The sequence below is a fragment of the Millionella massiliensis genome (assembly GCF_900104655.1).
GTDB lineage: Bacteria > Bacteroidota > Bacteroidia > Bacteroidales > Rikenellaceae > Rikenella > Rikenella massiliensis.
Window position 1 is genome coordinate 759,405 of sequence record NZ_FNWD01000002.1, and the last position, 16,614, is coordinate 776,018.

A 16,614-nucleotide genomic window follows, 5' to 3' on the forward strand; every position below is an offset into this window, starting at 1 on the left:
CGCCATGCATCGCATCAACCATTTCACCAAATACCTGGCGTTCATCGGCGGGTTAATCCTGCTGAGCGCCTGCCAATCGCAACACTCGCCCCGCATCCGGCTCGACATGAACACCGACTGGGCCTTTTATCGCGGCGACCTGTCCCACGGCGAAGACCCCGCCGTCAGCGACACCGCATGGATGCCCATTGCACTACCCCACATCATGCAGCTCGAAAAGAAACACTGCGGCGGCAACACCATCTATGACGGTGTCGGCTGGTACCGACGCTACTTCAAGCTGCCCGACGCCTACCGGGACAAACGGATCAGCATCCACTTCGAAGGGGTCATGAACGCCTGCGAACTCTATCTCAACAACCGTAAAATCACCGAACACCGCGGCGGATACGTCGGTTTCACCGCCGACATCACCGATGCCGTCAACTGGGGTGGCAACAACCTGTTGGCCCTGCGCGTATCGGCCGAATACGACTCCCTTACTCCTCCCGGCAAGCCGCAGGACCGTCTCGACTTCTACTATTACAGCGGCATCTACCGTGACGTCACGATGATCGTCACCGACCGACTCCACATCACCGACGAACTGGCCTCCAACCAGGTCGCCGGCGGCGGGCTGTTCGTCACCTACCCCCGGGTCACCGACCAGGAAGCCCTCGTACAAGTCCAGACCGAACTACTCAACGAACACCCTGCAGCCCGCACCGGCGAAGTGGTAACCCTGCTGAAAGATCCGCAAGGCCAAACGGTAGCCCGCCACAGCACCCCGTTCACCTTGGAATCCGGCAAACGCCTTACCCTCACCGACACCCTCAGCGTCACCCAACCCGCTCTGTGGCACCCCTACACTCCGAACCTCTATCAACTTGAAAGCCAGGTTTGGAGCGACGGGACCTGTGTCGACAGCCGTACCGAAGCGATCGGCATCCGTACGATCCGATACACCCGTGACGGCGGCTTCGAAATCAACGGCCAGCGGCTCTACCTGGTCGGAGCAAACCGCCACCAGGCATTCCCATACGTAGGCGACGCCGCTTCGAACTCCATGCAGGAACGGGACGTAATCGACCTCAAACGGGGCGGTTTCAATGCCGTCCGCGCCGCCCACTATCCGCAAGACCCCGCCTTTCTGGCCGCCTGTGACAAGTACGGCCTGGTGGTGATCGAGTGTATTCCCGGCTGGCAGTACTTCAACGACTCGCCCGTCTTCACCGAACGTCTCCAGCAGGTCGCCCGCGAAATGATCCGCCGCGACCGCAACCACCCCTCCGTGGTGCTGTGGGAGACCGCCCTGAACGAGACCCACTATCCGCTCGAGGTGGTGCGGTCGATCTACGAGATCGCCCACAGCGAATATCCCGGCGACCAGATGTACACCTCGGCCGACTACTTCAGCCACGAAGAGACCGAGCCGTACTACGACGTCTTTTACAAACAGGTGGGCCGCTTCCCGAAGGACGGAAACGTGATGAGCAACTACCTCGAAGATCAAATCGCCATCAAACCGCTCCTGACCCGCGAATGGGGCGACGGAGTGGGTGAAAAGCCGCGCGTTCGGTTCGACGAAGACGAGCAGGAGCAGATGCGCCAGTGCCGCGGACGCTACCAGCAGCTGCTCGGCCACGGCTACTTCGACTGGTGCATGCTCGACGCCAATCCCCGCATGGGAGGCCATTTTCTCTGGAGCTATAACGACTACAACCGCGGCGCCGAAGAGTACACCATGTTTTGCGGCGTGGTCGATGTCAACCGTTACCCGAAACCGAGCTACTACATGATGCAGAGCATGCGCCCGCGTACAGTCTCCCAACCGGGACTCTACAACGGCCCGATGGTCTATATTGCTTCGCGCAACAGCTCCGCCACGTTTGCCACCTCGACCACCGCTATCCCCGTCTTCTCGAACTGTGACGCTGTACGCCTCTACCGCAACGGTCGGCTGATCGGCGAGCAGAGCCGTCAGGAGCGGGGCAAACTCTTCGGTCCCATTATCGAAAAGGGAGGCAGCCCCTATTATGAATTCGACGCAGGCGGCTATGAAGCCGGCGAACTTCGTGCCGAAGGGTTGATCGGCGACAGTGTCGTCGTAACCCACACCGTCCGCACCCCCGGTACTCCGCACCACGTCGAAGTGTTCGTTCCCGACCACCCGATTCGCCCGGTTGCCGACGGCAGCGACATGATTCCCGTCTATTTTGTGATTTGCGACGAAAACGGCACCCGTATCAATACGTCCGACACAGAGATCGAGATCACCGTATCGGGCGAAGGAACATTGATCGGCGACGGCATCCGTCGCGTCGGGATCAACCCGCAACGGGTCGAAGGAGGCGTTGGTTTCGCCTTTATCCGCACCACATGTCAGGCAGGTACCATCCAGGTTACGGCCCGCTCAAACGGCCTGAAAGAGGGGCATACCACGATCCGTACCGAGGAGTTCCAAGGGCAGCGACTTCCGGACGGCGACCACGGCACGTTCGGCGGCCACGAAGAAGACGGTGTAGTCGTCAAACCGACCCGCTGGGACAGCTACATTCTCTCAAAGCCCCAGATACCGATCGCTTCAGTCGAAGTCACCTCCTCGCAAACCGACTACCCGAAATCAAACATCACAGACGGCGACGATTTCAGCTGGTGGATCGCCAGTTCCGACGCCTTCCCGCAAACGATCACGTTAACGCTGGACAAACCGACCCGCGTTGTCGCCTGCCGCATCCGCTTTCAGAAAGACAGCTCCTCGTACAGGCACCGTATCGAAGGATCGACAGACGGAGAACACTGGGAAGAGCTCTACGATCGCGAATGCACCGGATGGGACTTCAAGCCGCTCTCCATCGGCAAGGAGCTCCGCTACCTACGAATCACAATCGATTCGGCCACGGAAGGTCACGCAGGACTGGCCGAAGTCACGCTCTACGCCGATTAGCTCCCTGCGGCTCACGCAATATCTATTTCCACCCACTCAAAAAATCCCCGAGTGTTTTTACATGCACTCGGGGATTTTTGTATCGATCCTTGAAAGGGGGATGCTGACGACAAAACTCCGCACCGCCAACAACCCGCATTTTGACTTCTCGCTAAGCGACGGAAGAAGAACTGAAGAAAGTAAACGCCACAACCGAACAGTCGAAAACCGAACAGGCCACCCAAAGATTTTTGTACATGATTCTAAAACTTCGCTCCATCATTACGCATTCATCATAAAAAGTCCTTTTATATTTAACATAATTAAATATCCATAAAATAATTAAACAGAACTCACACGAAAGGAAATACGACAAATAGATTTTAGACGTGTAAACAGATCAACGAGAAAAAGCAGACTTTTGAGCCCAGGAAAAATGCCCTTACGGTTACGCAAAAATTTTTTTAAACCCGCGCTCAGCGATTATGGTACTCCTCGAACGAACCATTATCGAAAAATAGGATAACCCTTATAACTCGCTTGTCCTCAGCAGCTACTGGTATTGAATTAGAAATAGGGGCTGATTGGCTTTGCGAGTCGTTTACACCTGTAACATCATTAATTTCCGCCTTGTCATCACTTGTATCTAATTGAAGATCAACTATATTTACATCGTTTGCATCCGTAATCAGCTTCTCATTCGTCGATTTTGGCTCTTCATTTACATTTGTAATTGTTTCCTGGTTTACTTCGCGTGTCTTCTGCTCTACCTGCTTTGGTTTACTTTTGTAAATTTCGCCAATTCCATTAATCATCCAATCTGGATTCAGATCCGGAAAACGTAGTAACAACCGTGAAATAAAGTCAAAATTCGGCTTATTACGCCCAGAGAGCAAATGAGATATACTGGAGGGCTGAACCTCCATGATTTCTGCGAATTTTACAGCTGTAAGACCCTCGGATTGTAAAAACTGGGCGAGTCGCTCTTTCATAGTTGTAACAATTAACATCACAAAGATAAACTATTCATCGTGATTTACAAAAGTATGACAACGATTCTTTTTTCGTTCCATATTAATGAACCTCTAAAACATGTGTAATTATAAAATCATATAAAATGCATAAAATTATGATTGACATACTTTTAAGCATTTAGCTTATATTCATTTGCTGATACATATAATCTTGGTGATTATATAATTACATATATCAGGAAAGTTATAGCTTATATAAAAATACGTAAAACACTGGGATACATAGTATTGTATATTTACACATTAAGTAATACAAGCGATTGAAGCCACACTTACATACCTTAAAATTACAATTGTAATCTCTATCTTAACTAAAAAAGCAGGGCAAACTCATCACTGAGCCTACCCTGCCCCACAGAAAATTCAAAAAAAAATCAAAATCACTGCACTTCGGTAACTCCCTGCCTCAGCCCCCTTCATAGATCAAACAGGGAAGCCTTCCGCTCAAGACCAAAGTGTAAAAGACGAAAAAAGGGCTTCGCTGACCCAACGGTCACGCAAAGCCCTAAAAAGATTCTCCCGAGGCGCGCTCGTCCGACTAAACGCTATTCATCACCTTTCTATCGAACAAGCTCACTTTGGCCGCCCCAGAACTCGAGCGATCAAATAACAAAAGCGCGATATCCTCAGAATTGAATCTTCGCCTGGATCGCTTTAAATTCATCCGGCGTCAGTTTCAATTTCGGACGGCTGAAGTCCAGGTCGCCTCCTTCGCTGATCGGAACCAGGTGGATATGCGCATGCGGCACGTCCAATCCGATCACTGCCATCCCGATCCGTTTGCACGGCACAGCAGCACGGATATGTGCGGCAACCTTTTTCGCAAAAGCCATCATCCCGGCCAGTTCCTCGTCGTTCAGATCGAAGATGTAATCGACCTCACGCTTCGGAACCACCAGCGTATGTCCCTCAGCCAGAGGATTAATATCCAGAAATGCGTAAAAATGCTCGTCTTCTGCGATCTTGTAACTGGGGATCTCCCCATTGATGATCTTCGTGAAAATCGTAGCCATGCTCTGTTGTCTGTTAATTATGTTAAACGTTTAATACTCCAGATATTTCGGTTTCAACAGCTCGCTGGAGATAATGATCGTCCGCAGATCGGTCACCACCTTCGGACGTTCCGCTTGCCGTTCCACAACATCAGGCGGCGCCTCTTCGGGCCTCTGCTCGGGAATCGTCAACCACTCCTCCTCACGTCCGACGTAACTGTCCAGGAATGACACCGCAGGCTCCCGCTCCGGAGGCCGGTCGATCGGCAACGGCTCGACAGCCAAAGATTCCACGGAATCCAAAGCCTGACTTCTCGCAGGCTCCACCACCTCCTCCTCAACCATCATCCCTTGCTCATCCGGCTCATTTCGCGATTCGGGCACGGGCACTGATGCGGAACTCGGGAAAGGAAAATTCTCGCCATTGGGCGACTGATCCGGCGAAGCGGACTTGCCTTTCGCCGTCTTTTGCACGGTACTCCAAATACCGAATACCGATATGGCGATAACGATCAACAGTTGCAGCAATACTCCATTATCCATAACAAGCTATGCGATTAATCGACCATCGAGGCCTCCGTACGATTGACTTTTTCCACCCCTTTGACCGATTTGACCTTGTCCATAATCACCTTCAGATCCTCGCTGCTGCGCACATAGAGGCTCAAGGTGCCTTCGAAAATTCCGTCGTGGCTGTGTATATGGAGTTCGCGGATATTGACATTCAATTCACCGCTGATAATCTTGGCCAGGTCATAAAGGATGCCCACGCGGTCGATGCCGCGCACCTCGATAATCGCCAGGTATGACATCACCTTCTCGCTCGACCACTTGGCCGGAACGATACGGTCGCCATGCTGGGCCGAGAGTTTAACGGCCTGATGGCAGTTCTTTTTGTGCACTTCGACCCGCCCGTCGTCCATCTTGAATCCGACCACCTCGTCACCCGGAATGGGGTTACAGCATTCGGCCATAACATACTGGTAATCGGTGTGTTCTTCTTCGTTATCCTCTTTTTTCCGGTCGCCGGAACCGAGGAAACGGAACGGGTTGGCAAACTGCAGGGTCCAATATTTCATCAACTTGCTGGCCGAGTTCTGTTTCAGAATCTTGTCCAGCCCGTCGAGTTGAATGATGCCTGCCCCCAGTTTGCTGTAAAATTCATCTTTACTGGTCGAATGGTAGGCCGGCAGCACCTTGCGGAATACGCGGGCCTGAAGAGGTACTCCGCGCTTTTTCATCTCGGCTTCAAAAAGTTCCTGCCCCTTCACAATGTTATTTTCACCCTCGCGTTTGAGGAACTGTTTGATGTGCGTACGCGCCTTGGCGGTTGTGATATGGTCGAGCCACTCGACCTGAGGCCGGGCGTTCTGCGAAGTGAGAATTTCGATCTGGTCGCCGGTATGAATTTCGGCGTACAGGGGGGTGATTTTATAGTTGACTTTCGCACCGATGGCCCGATTCCCAATCTTCGAGTGAATCTCGTAGGCAAAGTCGAGCACGGTGGAACCTTTGGGCATGGTCCGCGACTCTCCGGTGGGGGTGAAGACCACGATTTCGGAGACCTGTAGGTTCATTTTGAAATTGTCCATGAACTCCACAGCATCCTCCGAAGGGCTGTTCAGCGCTTCGCGAAGTTGTGCCAGCCAGTGGTCCAGGTCCTTATCCTTGCCGGGTTCGCCTGTCTCTTTGCCGTCCATCTTGTATTTCCAGTGGGCAGCGAATCCGCGTTCGGCGATTTCGTCCATGCGCTGCGAACGAATCTGCACTTCGGCCCAGATGCCTTCGGGCCCCATCACGGTGCAATGGAGCGCCTCGTAACCGTTGGCCTTGGGGATATTGACCCAGTCGCGAATCCGGTCGGGTTTGGGCTTGTAAATATCCGTAATCAGGGAGTAGATGTGCCAGCACTGCGACTTTTCGGGAATCAGCGGCGAAGGCTTGAAAACGATACGAATGGCGAACAGGTCGTAAATCTCTTCGAAGGTGACCTGTTTGCGTTTCATCTTCTTCCAGATGGAATAGACCGACTTGACGCGCCCCGAGATTTCGAACTCAATGTTGTTTTCCTTGAGTTTCTCGATGATGGGCGGATTGAATTTCTCGATAAACTGGAGGCGCTGAGGCTCCGTATCGGCCAGTTTCTGTTTGATCTGGTTGTATTCGTCGGGGAATCGGTACTTGAGGCTGAGATCTTCGAATTCGGTTTTGATGGCGTAGAGCCCAAGACGGTGTGCCAGCGGAGCGAACAGATAGATCGTCTCGGAGGCGATCTTCATCTGTTTGTGTTTGGGCATGGAGCCGAGTGTCCGCATATTGTGGAGGCGGTCGGCGATCTTGATAAGGCAGACCCGGATGTCGTCCGAGAGGGTCAGCAGCATCTTTTTGAAGTTCTCTGCCTGTTTGGAGCTATCCTGAGCGAATGCCCCTTCGAGTTTGGTGAGCCCGTCGACCATCGAGGCGACTTTGGCGCCGAATCGGTGTTCGATATCCTCAACGGTATAGTCCGTATCCTCGACCACGTCATGCAGCAGCGCCGCCATGACCGACTTGACACCCAGTCCAATCTCGACCACCACAATACGGGCCACGGCCAGCGGATGGGTGATATAGGGTTCTCCGGAGTGGCGTTTGACGCCGCGGTGAGCTTCATTGGCAAAGTAGAATGCCGCCCGGATACGGTTATAATCTTCTTCGTTTTTGCAGATGGGCGCACACCGCTCCAACAGTTCGTCGAACTGCTGTTGGACCATCTGTTCATCCTTGTCAGCGCTGCTTTTCTGAGGGGCTGAACCGGGCATCGGTTCGGTCTTCGCCGCTGACGACGTTTGCATGGAGCCGGAAGGGAGGATAGAGTCAGCCATAGTCTGCAATTTTCGAAAACTAAGATACAATTTTTCCTCCAATATTCCGTTCCTTTCCCACAAAAAAAGCGGGTATTCGTCAGCAAAACGAATACCCGCCGGACTTTCGCTCTATTCTGCGTCGCCTACTCGTTCACCTGAGCGAGTGCTTCACGAACTTTGGCTTCGAGTTCGTCGGCCAGTTCGAGATCCTGCAACAACAGGGTTTTCACAGCATCGCGTCCCTGACCAAGTTTGCGGTCACCGTACGAGAACCAGGAACCGCTCTTCTTGATGATATTGAACTCGACACCCAGGTCGATGATCTCGCCGACTTTGGAGATCCCCTCGCCGAAGACAATATCGAATTCGGTTTTGCGGAAGGGGGGCGCCATCTTGTTCTTCACGATCTTCACTTTGGTGCGGTTACCGGTCGCCTCGTCGCCGTCTTTCAGGGCGGTTCCCTTGCGGACATCGACACGCACCGATGCATAGAACTTCAGCGCGTTACCGCCGGTGGTGGTTTCGGGGTTGCCGAACATCACGCCGATCTTCTCACGCAGCTGGTTGATGAAGATACAGAGGGTATTGGTTTTGCTGATCGTGGCGGTCAGTTTGCGCAGGGCCTGCGACATCAGACGGGCCTGGAGTCCGACTTTGGAATCCCCCATATCGCCTTCGATTTCGGCCTTCGGGGTCAGGGCGGCCACGGAGTCGATCACGATAATATCAATGGCGCTCGAACGAATCAGATGGTCGGCGATTTCAAGGGCCTGCTCGCCGTTGTCGGGCTGCGAAATCAGCAGGTTATCGACATCGACGCCCAGTTTTTCGGCATAAAAGCGGTCGAAAGCGTGTTCGGCATCGATAAAGGCGGCGATACCGCCGTTTTTCTGAGCTTCGGCGATGGCATGGATAGCCAATGTGGTCTTACCGGAGGATTCGGGACCGTAAATTTCCACGATACGGCCGCGCGGATAGCCGCCGATACCAAGGGCGTGGTCGAGCCCGATCGAGCCGGACGAAATAACGGGAACGTCGGCCACGACACGGTCGCTCATACGCATGATGGTTCCCTTGCCGAAGTCTTTTTCGAGTTTATCCATTGCAGCCTGAAGCACTTTGAGCTTTTCGGCCGGAATTTCGGGGCGTTTCTTGACGGCGGGCGCCTCGGCAGCCGCGGGGGTCGCCGGGGCTTTGTCCTGGGTCTTTTCTTTTTCTTCTGCCATGTGTATTTTGTTATGTTGTTTACCGATTCTGACCGCGATACCACTCAAGGATCTGTCCGAAGTGGTCCTTGGTATTGACCTTCTGGAACAGGTGCTCGATGGTACCGTCGGGAGCGATGATGTAGGTCGTACGGATCATCCCCATATAGGTGCGTCCCATCATCTTTTTTTCGCCCCACGTCCCGTAAGCCTGGGCAAGCGCATGGTCGGCATCGACCAGCAGAGTGAAGGGGAGCTGGTGTTTGGCGATGAACCGCTGATGCGAGGCCGCGCTGTCGCCACTCACCCCGACCACCATGAACCCCTCCTGCAGCAACTCCGCATACCCGTCGCGGAGCGAGCAGGCTTCGGCCGTACAGCCGGGGGTATTGTCTTTCGGGTAAAAATAAAGAATGATCCGCTTCCCCTGACTCAGCAGGTCGGCCAGCGTGATCGTATTTCCGTTTTGGTCCAGCGCCTCAAATGCGGGCGCCTGATCTCCTGTTTTTAACATATTCTCTGATGCGTTTTTATGATGAACGCGATTCTGTCCATTATCGTATTTTCCCGACAGGTACTTTTCAGCAGGTAATTCTGCGACGGGCTATTTCCGGCAAGCAAATTCCCGGCAAGCGCTTTTCATCCGCTTCAATCCCGGCCACACGCAACACACTCCCATACCGGATAGTCTCCATTCCTCCGCTCACTCTTGTCCCTTGCACTCGCTGCCCACTCTCTTTGGCAGACTCTTCTCCAACTCTCGGTGCTCTCCTGCCACTCCCCCCCTCTCTACACACCTTTCATACCCAATCCGATCGTCTCGACAGAGGCAACCAACAGACCTCGGGTCACAATCAAATACGGCCCCTGTCCGGGAATAGCCGCTATTTGAACGGTGAATCGGGTTCCTTAGCCATGTGGCTGTAATAGAGTTTGTCGAGCAGACCGGGAGCAAAGAATTTCAGAATACGGGTAGCTTTCCCGTCGAAATCCATCAGCAGGGTCCTTTTGCGTTTGGCAACGGCTCGAACGATACGCCGTGCGGCTTCGTCGGCAGTCATCATTTTCCCCTCTTCGCGGGGCGAGGCTCCCTGTTGCGACCCGTCGGCCGTAAGGGCGGCGAAACGCACATTGGAGGCCGTGAATCCGGGCGCCACGATCAGCACATGCACTTTTTTCTTGAGGTTTTCGATGCGGACGGTCTCCAGCAGGCCGTGCATGGCGTATTTCGAGGAGGAGTAACCGGTCCGTCCGGGCAGGCCGTGGAAGCCGGCTACGGACGAGATGCCGACGATGCTGCCGCGGCTTTGCTGGATATGGGGAAGCGCATATTTGGTACAGTAGACGCACCCCCAGAAGTTGGTATCCATCAGCCGGCGAAGCACGTCCAGATCGACGTCGTCGAACAGGGCACGCATCGAGATCCCGGCATTGTTGACCAGAATATCGACACGCCCGAATTTCTCTACGGTTCGTTCGATCAGCCGTTTACAGTCCTCCTCGCGGGAGACGTCGCAGGCAACGGCGAGTCCTTCGACGGGTAATTGGGCGACTACTTTTTCCAATTTGTCGAGGCTCCGGGCCCCGGCGGCAACGTGTGCGCCGAGCGATGCGAAGCGTTTGGCCAGTGCCTCTCCGATTCCGGACGAGGCTCCTGTCACGATAACTACCTTATCTTTAAAATCCATTCGTTAAGCTTTGATCTTCAATCCGTCGTATGCGGGATAGACGTTTTCGGGCAACTCGCCACAGAGGTCGCGATGCAGCCCCAGTTGGTGTGACATGTGGGTCAAATAGGCCCGTCCGGGGCGTGCCCGACCGATGATGTCGAGAGCCTGGGTGAGCGTAAAGTGCGAGAGATGTTCTTTCCGACGCAGTGCATTGATTACCAACACATCTACCCCTCTGAACTTATCGATCTCGTGCTCTTCGATCGCGTTCATGTCGGTCAGGTAACAGATGTTCCCGATCCGATAGCCGAGCACGGGGAGTTTATAGTGCCGCCCCCGAATGGGAACGACCTGAACACCGCAGACATCGAAGGGTGTCTGATCCGAGAGGATGGGATGCAGCACAACGTCGGGCACTCCGGGATACTTCGGCTCGGCAAAGGCGTAGTCGAAGATGCGTCGGAGGGTCTTTTCGACGCGGGGCTCGCAATAGAGATCGATGGCCCGCTGCATGACGTAGTTGAATGCGCGCACGTCGTCCATTCCTCCTACGTGGTCCATGTGCTCGTGGGTGTAGAGGATCGCATCGATTTCGGAGATGTGCTCGCGCAGCATCTGATAACGAAAATCGGGACCCGAATCAATAACGATGCGCACGCCGTTCTGTTCCACCAGCACGGACGAGCGCAGCCGTTTGTCACGAGGGTCGGTCGAGCTGCAGACTGCGCAGCCGCAACCAATAATCGGCACCCCTTGCGAGGTGCCGGTTCCCAGAAATGTCAGTTCAGTCTCAGGCAAGGTTCAACTCTTTTTTGATCCGTTCGATTTTCTCGCCGAGCTGTGCGTTCACCTGATCGTAGTGTGCCTTGTCGGCCAACGGTTCGCGTACACCGAAATAGAACTTGATCTTCGGTTCGGTACCGCTGGGGCGCACCGATACGATGGTCGAATCTTCGGTCACAAATTGCAGTACGTCGGACTTGGGCAGGTGATCCATCGTCTCTTTCACACCGTTCACGATCTTATACTGTTCTTTGTAGTCGCGCACTTCGACAACTTTCGAGCCGGCCAGCTCCTTGGGAGGCTGGTTGCGGAAATCGACCATCATCTGTTTGATCTCGGCCTGTCCGTCTTTGCCTTTGCGCACTACCGAAACAAGCCCTTCCTTAAAGAAGCCGTACTTCACGTAGATCTCCTTGAGCAGGTCGAGCAGCGAGCCCTTGCCGGTCGATTTGGCCCAGGCGGCACACTCGGCCACCATCGAAGCACTGGCCACGGCATCCTTGTCGCGCACGGAGTCACCAACCAGATAACCGTAACTTTCTTCGCCACCGCCGATGAACTGTTTTTTACCTTCGTTTTCACGAATCACGGCCGCAATGAATTTGAAGCCAGTGAGCACGTCGTAGCATTCCACGCCGAACGAGGCGGCAATACGGGCAATCAGTTCGGTCGTCACGATGGTTTTGACCATGAATTCCTGGCCTTCATTGGGATGAAGTTTGCCGAGTTCTTTCCAGCGTTCGAGCAGATAATAGGTCAACAGCGTGCCGGTCTGATTGCCGTTCAGCAGCAACATTTCACCACCCTCGGCTGCAGACTGCCGCACGGCGATTCCGATACGGTCGGCATCGGGGTCGGTGGCGATCACCAGGTCGGCTCCGGTTTCGTCGGCTTTGGCCAGGGCCAGTTTCAGCGCCGAAGGCTCTTCAGGGTTGGGCGACACCACGGTCGGGAAGTTCCCGTCGTTGACATCCTGTTCGGGCACGTGGATCACGTTTTCAAAGCCGTACCGTTTCAGCGAAGCGGGCACAAGCCGCACGCCGGTCCCGTGAATCGGGGTGTAAACGATCTTCATATCCTTTTCGGCCTTCACGGATTCGGGCGAGAGCGACAGGGCGGCGATCATATCGAGATAAGCCTTGTCGACCTCCTCGCCGACGGTGATGATCTTACCGTCGCCGCCAGAGAATTTCACCTGCGAGATGTCGGAGATTTTGTTGACCTCGTCAATGATATTGGTATCGTGCGGTGCGATCACCTGCGCCCCGTCGTTCCAGTAGGCTTTATAACCGTTGTACTCCTTGGGGTTGTGCGAAGCGGTCACCACCACTCCGCTCATGCAACCCAGGTGACGGATCGCAAAGCTCAGTTCCGGGGTCGGACGCAGCGCGTCGAACAGATATACGGTAAAACCGTTGGCTGCAAAAACATCGGCGGTGGTTTTGGCAAACAGGTCGCTGTTGTTGCGGCAGTCGTGCGCTACGGCCACTTTGATTTCCTGTCCGGGGAACGACTTTTTCAGGTAGTTGGCCAACCCCTGAGTCGCCATCCCGACAGTGTAGATATTCATTCGGTTGGTTCCGACCCCCATGATACCGCGCAAACCGCCGGTACCGAACTCCAGCGTCTGATAAAACGACTCGGTCAGTTCTTTGGGATCTTCGGCCATCATTTTGCGGACAGCCGCTTTGGTTTGCTCGTCGTATTCCCCATCGAGCCACTGCTGAGCGCGTTGGGCAACGATTTTGTCCACTTGATTTTCCATAGTATGCTGATGTATTTAGTTTCGACTCAAAAATACACACCTTATCTTTTACAAATTTAATACCTTTTCCCGGGATTCACAACCCCAAAAATTCAAGATCCGGACGGCCCAACAACCCCATGCCGGAGACTGATTTCTTAACCTTCTGATCTACAATACCGATCGCAATACAAGAAGATATAATTAATTGATTTTGTGAGTCTTAAAATTTTCATCAGTACCAAAAATTCATAAAAATCGCCGTAAATCTTATATTACCAAAACATTACCGCTACCCGTCCGGGACCTATAATGAAACAATCTGAAAAAACAATCCCGAGACGTTTTTTTTATTCCAATTTATTCCACACTTTTGTACGGAAAATCAGCCCCCAAAAGGCACTTTCCAAGACCGTAAACTATCGAGAAATCTTTACATTAAATGGCCTCCGGCGAGTTTTTAGAAGAGCAATGCAATGCCATTTGGCAGAATTGTCTGAATCTGATAAAAAGTCAGACTTCGGACGATGAGTTCGTCAAATGGTTCAAACCCATGGTACCGCTGAGTTTCGATGGGGAGAATCTTCGTATCCGGGTGCCGAACCAGAGCCACGTCCAGTACATCGAGCAAAACTACATCTCGATGCTGCGACCCATCATCCGCGAAGAATTCGGTCTGAAAACCCGGCTCCACTACGCTATCCCGAATGCAGCCCCCGCCTCCCCGCAACACGCCGGGAACCAGGCCGCACTCTATAGCCAGACCGACACCTCGACCATCAAGAACCCCTTTATTATCCCCGGGATCAAGAAGGTCGCCTTCGACTCGCAACTCAATCCGGAACTGACCTTCGAAAACCATATCGAAGGCGACTGCAACCGCTTGGCCCGCTCGGCGGGGATTTCCATCAGCGTGGCACCCGGTAAAACCTCGTTCAACCCGCTGTTCATCTACGGCAACTCCGGATTGGGCAAAACCCACATCGCGCAAGCCATCGGCCTCGCCATCAAAGAGCGCGATCCTGAGTGCAAAGTACTTTACGTCAGCTCGAACCGTTTCCAGAACCAATTCCAGACGGCAGCCTGGCGCGGCGAACTGAACGACTTCATCCAATTCTACCAGATGATCGACGTACTGATCATCGACGATATTCAGGAACTGGCCGGGAAACCCGGAACCCAAAATATCTTCTTCAACATCTTCAGCCACCTGCGGATGCTCGGCAAACAGTTGATTCTGACCTCCGACCGACCGCCCGTGGAGCTGACCGATATCGAAGAGCGACTCATCACCCGTTTCAAATGGGGCCTCTCCGCACAGCTGACCCCTCCCGATCTGCCTACGAAGATCGAGATTCTGCGTCACAAGTGCCGGAAAATGGGACTCGAAGTCGGCGATGACGTGATCCACTTCCTCGCCCAGAACATCAAAGCCAACGTCCGGGAGATCGAAGGAGCGCTGACCTCACTTGAGGCACACTCGCGACTGCTCGGCAAACGCATCACGCTGGAGTTGACGCGCAACGTCATGCGCGACATCGTGAAGATCGAGACCCGCGAAATCACCGTCGAATCGATCATCGACCTGACTTGCGCCACCCTTAAGATCGACAAGTCCGTTCTGCTTTCGTCCAAACGGACCCGCGAAGTGGCACAGGCCCGACAGATCGCCATGTATCTGTGCAAACAGCACACCAAGACCCCGCTGGCCGGGATCGGAGCGGCACTCGGCGGTAAAAACCACGCCACCGTACTGCACGCCTGCAAAACGATTCCGAACCTGATCGAGACCGACAAGATCATTCGCCAACAGGTTGAAGAGATCGAGCGGCAACTTCAATAAGACCCCGCCTGTAGAAGTCTCCCCAACACAAAAATATCCAGCCCGAGAGCCACACGACTCCCGGGCCTTTTTTGTTTAGGATGCGTAGCATCCTCGAAAAGTTCTTTGGGTCCCTTTCTTACAAGAAAGGGACAGTCCCCTGCCTGCACGCTCCCCAAAAAAACAAGAATATCCGAACGGCGAAAACCGTTCGGATTATTCTCCTCCCCCAAATTCCTCTTTCATACAATCAATAAATCCCCTCCCAAGGAGAGAGAGGCTACTTATAATACACAAACCATCCCCACGGCGGGAGGTAGAAATTTGCATCGCGATGCAACGTCGCCATCTCCGGCGACCCGACCTGTGCGAACACCCCTTCAAAATCCTCATCCCCGACCGAGAAATCGACATGCTCGCCCGAGAGGTTGAAAAGCCCCATCACCACGTCGTCGCCAATTTTTCGTTTCAACGTCAACACCTTATCCGACAACGAATTATCCATTGCATAGAGATCTCCCCCATCCGTTCCTCCCCACAAAGCCGGATGCGCATGTTTCAGGCTGATTAACTCTCCGTACAACGCCGTCCACTCACCGTTCAGCCCCTGCCAATCCACACAATCCTTCTCGAAAAACAGCAGTTGACGGTTCGACCCAGCCTCCTGCCCGTTGTAAATCAACGGTACACCCGGCAGCAGGAACGTGAGCGCCGCCATTTGACGCACCGCAGCACCATAACGCTCGAATTCAGAGCCATTCCACGAATTTTCGTCATGGTTCGACGTGAAACGCATCCGCAATGCTGCGGGAGCGTACTCCCATGCCTCGTGTGAGAGCCTGTCGCGCAACGCCGCCGCCGGCGACACTACCCGCCCCTGTGCGATGTCCACCGTCAGGTGGTGCATCTCCCAGGAGTAGGTCGCATCGAACGCCACCGTGTGGAACTCCGGCCCCTCGGCCTCGGCCAGCATGAACAGGTCGCGCGATTTTTTCGACATGAAGGCCTCCAGCTCCGGCACACAGGCGTTCCAAAACTCCAGCGGTTCGAGCATCGCCATATCGACCCGGAATCCGTCGATTCGTGTCTCACGCAGCCAGAAGAGCATCGCATCGATCATTCCCCGCCGCATCGCCGGATTGTCATAATCCAGTTGCGCCGCATCCGTCCAGTCATACGGCGTCGCGATTTCGCCCGACGCAGGATCGTGCTTGTACCAATCGGGATGCTCCACCGTCCACACCGCATCGCGCGAGGTGTGGTTCGGAACCCAATCCAGAATCACCCGCATCCCCAAACGATGAATCCGATTAATCAGCAGTTTCAACTCCTTGAACGTACCGAATTCGGGATTCACCGCACAGTAGTCGCGCACCGCATAATAGCTGCCGAGCGACCCTTTTCTGCGCTCCTCACCGATCGGAAAGATCGGCATCATCCAGATCACATCCACCCCCAGCGCCTTCAATCGCGGCAACTGTTCCGCCACACCGGCAAAAGTTCCCTCGGGCGAAAACTGGCGGACGTTCAACTCGTAAATAACGGCCTGTGAGGCCCATTGCGGATGCCGCTTGGAGAGTTGCGGCTGACAACGATATAACAATTGTGCCATA

The 16,614-nt window shown here is 54.0% G+C and carries 12 protein-coding genes; 2 read left to right on the forward strand and 10 right to left on the reverse strand.

Features of this window, described 5'->3' with window-relative positions; all coding sequences use genetic code 11:
* Window positions 1–4: 4 nt before the first annotated feature.
* The gene (locus tag BQ5379_RS03120) at window positions 5–2,926 is read left to right on the forward strand and encodes a glycoside hydrolase family 2 TIM barrel-domain containing protein (protein ID WP_071134089.1); all 2,922 of its coding nucleotides are present in this window, start codon (window positions 5–7) and stop codon (window positions 2,924–2,926) included.
* Window positions 2,927–3,381: 455 nt separating this feature from the next.
* Here BQ5379_RS03120 and BQ5379_RS03125 read toward each other — a convergent pair whose 3' ends face one another.
* From BQ5379_RS03125 to BQ5379_RS03165, 9 genes are all read right to left on the reverse strand, one after another.
* Window positions 3,382–3,897 (reverse strand): helix-turn-helix domain-containing protein, encoded by a 516-nt coding sequence (locus BQ5379_RS03125; protein ID WP_143039379.1) that lies wholly within the window; start codon window positions 3,895–3,897, stop codon window positions 3,382–3,384.
* A gap of 668 nt (window positions 3,898–4,565) precedes the next feature.
* The gene (locus tag BQ5379_RS03130) at window positions 4,566–4,952 is read right to left on the reverse strand and encodes an HIT family protein (protein ID WP_071134091.1); all 387 of its coding nucleotides are present in this window, start codon (window positions 4,950–4,952) and stop codon (window positions 4,566–4,568) included.
* Between the two features lie 30 nt (window positions 4,953–4,982).
* Window positions 4,983–5,474 carry a hypothetical protein gene (locus BQ5379_RS03135; protein ID WP_071134092.1) on the reverse strand — a complete coding sequence of 164 codons (492 nt, stop codon included), beginning with the start codon at window positions 5,472–5,474 and terminating at the stop codon, window positions 4,983–4,985.
* A gap of 14 nt (window positions 5,475–5,488) precedes the next feature.
* Entirely contained in the window at window positions 5,489–7,732 is a 2,244-nt protein-coding gene (locus tag BQ5379_RS03140; RefSeq protein WP_071134093.1) for a RelA/SpoT family protein, read from the reverse strand.
* A gap of 188 nt (window positions 7,733–7,920) precedes the next feature.
* Complete coding sequence (gene recA, locus BQ5379_RS03145) at window positions 7,921–9,003, reverse strand: recombinase RecA (protein ID WP_083377549.1); 1,083 nt, start codon at window positions 9,001–9,003, stop codon at window positions 7,921–7,923.
* A gap of 19 nt (window positions 9,004–9,022) precedes the next feature.
* The gene (bcp, locus tag BQ5379_RS03150) at window positions 9,023–9,496 is read right to left on the reverse strand and encodes a thioredoxin-dependent thiol peroxidase (protein WP_071134094.1); all 474 of its coding nucleotides are present in this window, start codon (window positions 9,494–9,496) and stop codon (window positions 9,023–9,025) included.
* A 370-nt stretch (window positions 9,497–9,866) separates the two neighbouring features.
* The gene (locus BQ5379_RS03155) at window positions 9,867–10,670 is read right to left on the reverse strand and encodes an SDR family oxidoreductase (protein WP_071134095.1); all 804 of its coding nucleotides are present in this window, start codon (window positions 10,668–10,670) and stop codon (window positions 9,867–9,869) included.
* A 3-nt stretch (window positions 10,671–10,673) separates the two neighbouring features.
* Window positions 10,674–11,450: an MBL fold metallo-hydrolase gene (locus tag BQ5379_RS03160; RefSeq protein ID WP_071134096.1), complete on the reverse strand. Its 777-nt coding sequence runs from the start codon at window positions 11,448–11,450 to the stop codon at window positions 10,674–10,676.
* Complete coding sequence (locus tag BQ5379_RS03165) at window positions 11,443–13,200, reverse strand: phospho-sugar mutase (RefSeq protein WP_071134097.1); 1,758 nt, start codon at window positions 13,198–13,200, stop codon at window positions 11,443–11,445. Before BQ5379_RS03165 ends, BQ5379_RS03160 begins: the two co-directional genes overlap by 8 nt.
* Window positions 13,201–13,621: 421 nt before the next feature.
* Here BQ5379_RS03165 and dnaA point away from each other — a divergent pair, with 421 nt between their 5' ends.
* Window positions 13,622–15,022, forward strand: coding sequence for a chromosomal replication initiator protein DnaA (gene dnaA, locus BQ5379_RS03170; protein WP_071134098.1), 1,401 nt, complete (start codon window positions 13,622–13,624; stop codon window positions 15,020–15,022).
* A 259-nt stretch (window positions 15,023–15,281) separates the two neighbouring features.
* Here the strand turns inward: dnaA and BQ5379_RS03175 are convergent, their stop codons facing one another.
* On the reverse strand, window positions 15,282–16,613 hold the full coding sequence (locus BQ5379_RS03175) for an alpha-amylase family glycosyl hydrolase (protein ID WP_071134099.1): 1,332 nt from the start codon (window positions 16,611–16,613) through the stop codon (window positions 15,282–15,284).
* Window position 16,614 lies beyond the last annotated feature (1 nt).

Bases quoted from the DNA above. Each gene is read 5' to 3' on its own strand.
- BQ5379_RS03175 (WP_071134099.1), bottom strand. From the start codon at position 16,613: ATGGCACAATTGTTATATCGTTGTCAGCCGCAACTCTCCAAGCGGCAT.
- dnaA (WP_071134098.1), top strand. From the start codon at position 13,622: ATGGCCTCCGGCGAGTTTTTAGAAGAGCAATGCAATGCCATTTGGCAG.
- BQ5379_RS03155 (WP_071134095.1), bottom strand. From the start codon at position 10,670: ATGGATTTTAAAGATAAGGTAGTTATCGTGACAGGAGCCTCGTCCGGA.
- bcp (WP_071134094.1), bottom strand. From the start codon at position 9,496: ATGTTAAAAACAGGAGATCAGGCGCCCGCATTTGAGGCGCTGGACCAA.
- BQ5379_RS03140 (WP_071134093.1), bottom strand. From the start codon at position 7,732: ATGCCCGGTTCAGCCCCTCAGAAAAGCAGCGCTGACAAGGATGAACAG.
- BQ5379_RS03135 (WP_071134092.1), bottom strand. From the start codon at position 5,474: ATGGATAATGGAGTATTGCTGCAACTGTTGATCGTTATCGCCATATCG.
- recA (WP_083377549.1), bottom strand. From the start codon at position 9,003: ATGGCAGAAGAAAAAGAAAAGACCCAGGACAAAGCCCCGGCGACCCCC.
- BQ5379_RS03130 (WP_071134091.1), bottom strand. From the start codon at position 4,952: ATGGCTACGATTTTCACGAAGATCATCAATGGGGAGATCCCCAGTTAC.
- BQ5379_RS03125 (WP_143039379.1), bottom strand. From the start codon at position 3,897: ATGAAAGAGCGACTCGCCCAGTTTTTACAATCCGAGGGTCTTACAGCT.
- BQ5379_RS03165 (WP_071134097.1), bottom strand. From the start codon at position 13,200: ATGGAAAATCAAGTGGACAAAATCGTTGCCCAACGCGCTCAGCAGTGG.
- BQ5379_RS03120 (WP_071134089.1), top strand. From the start codon at position 5: ATGCATCGCATCAACCATTTCACCAAATACCTGGCGTTCATCGGCGGG.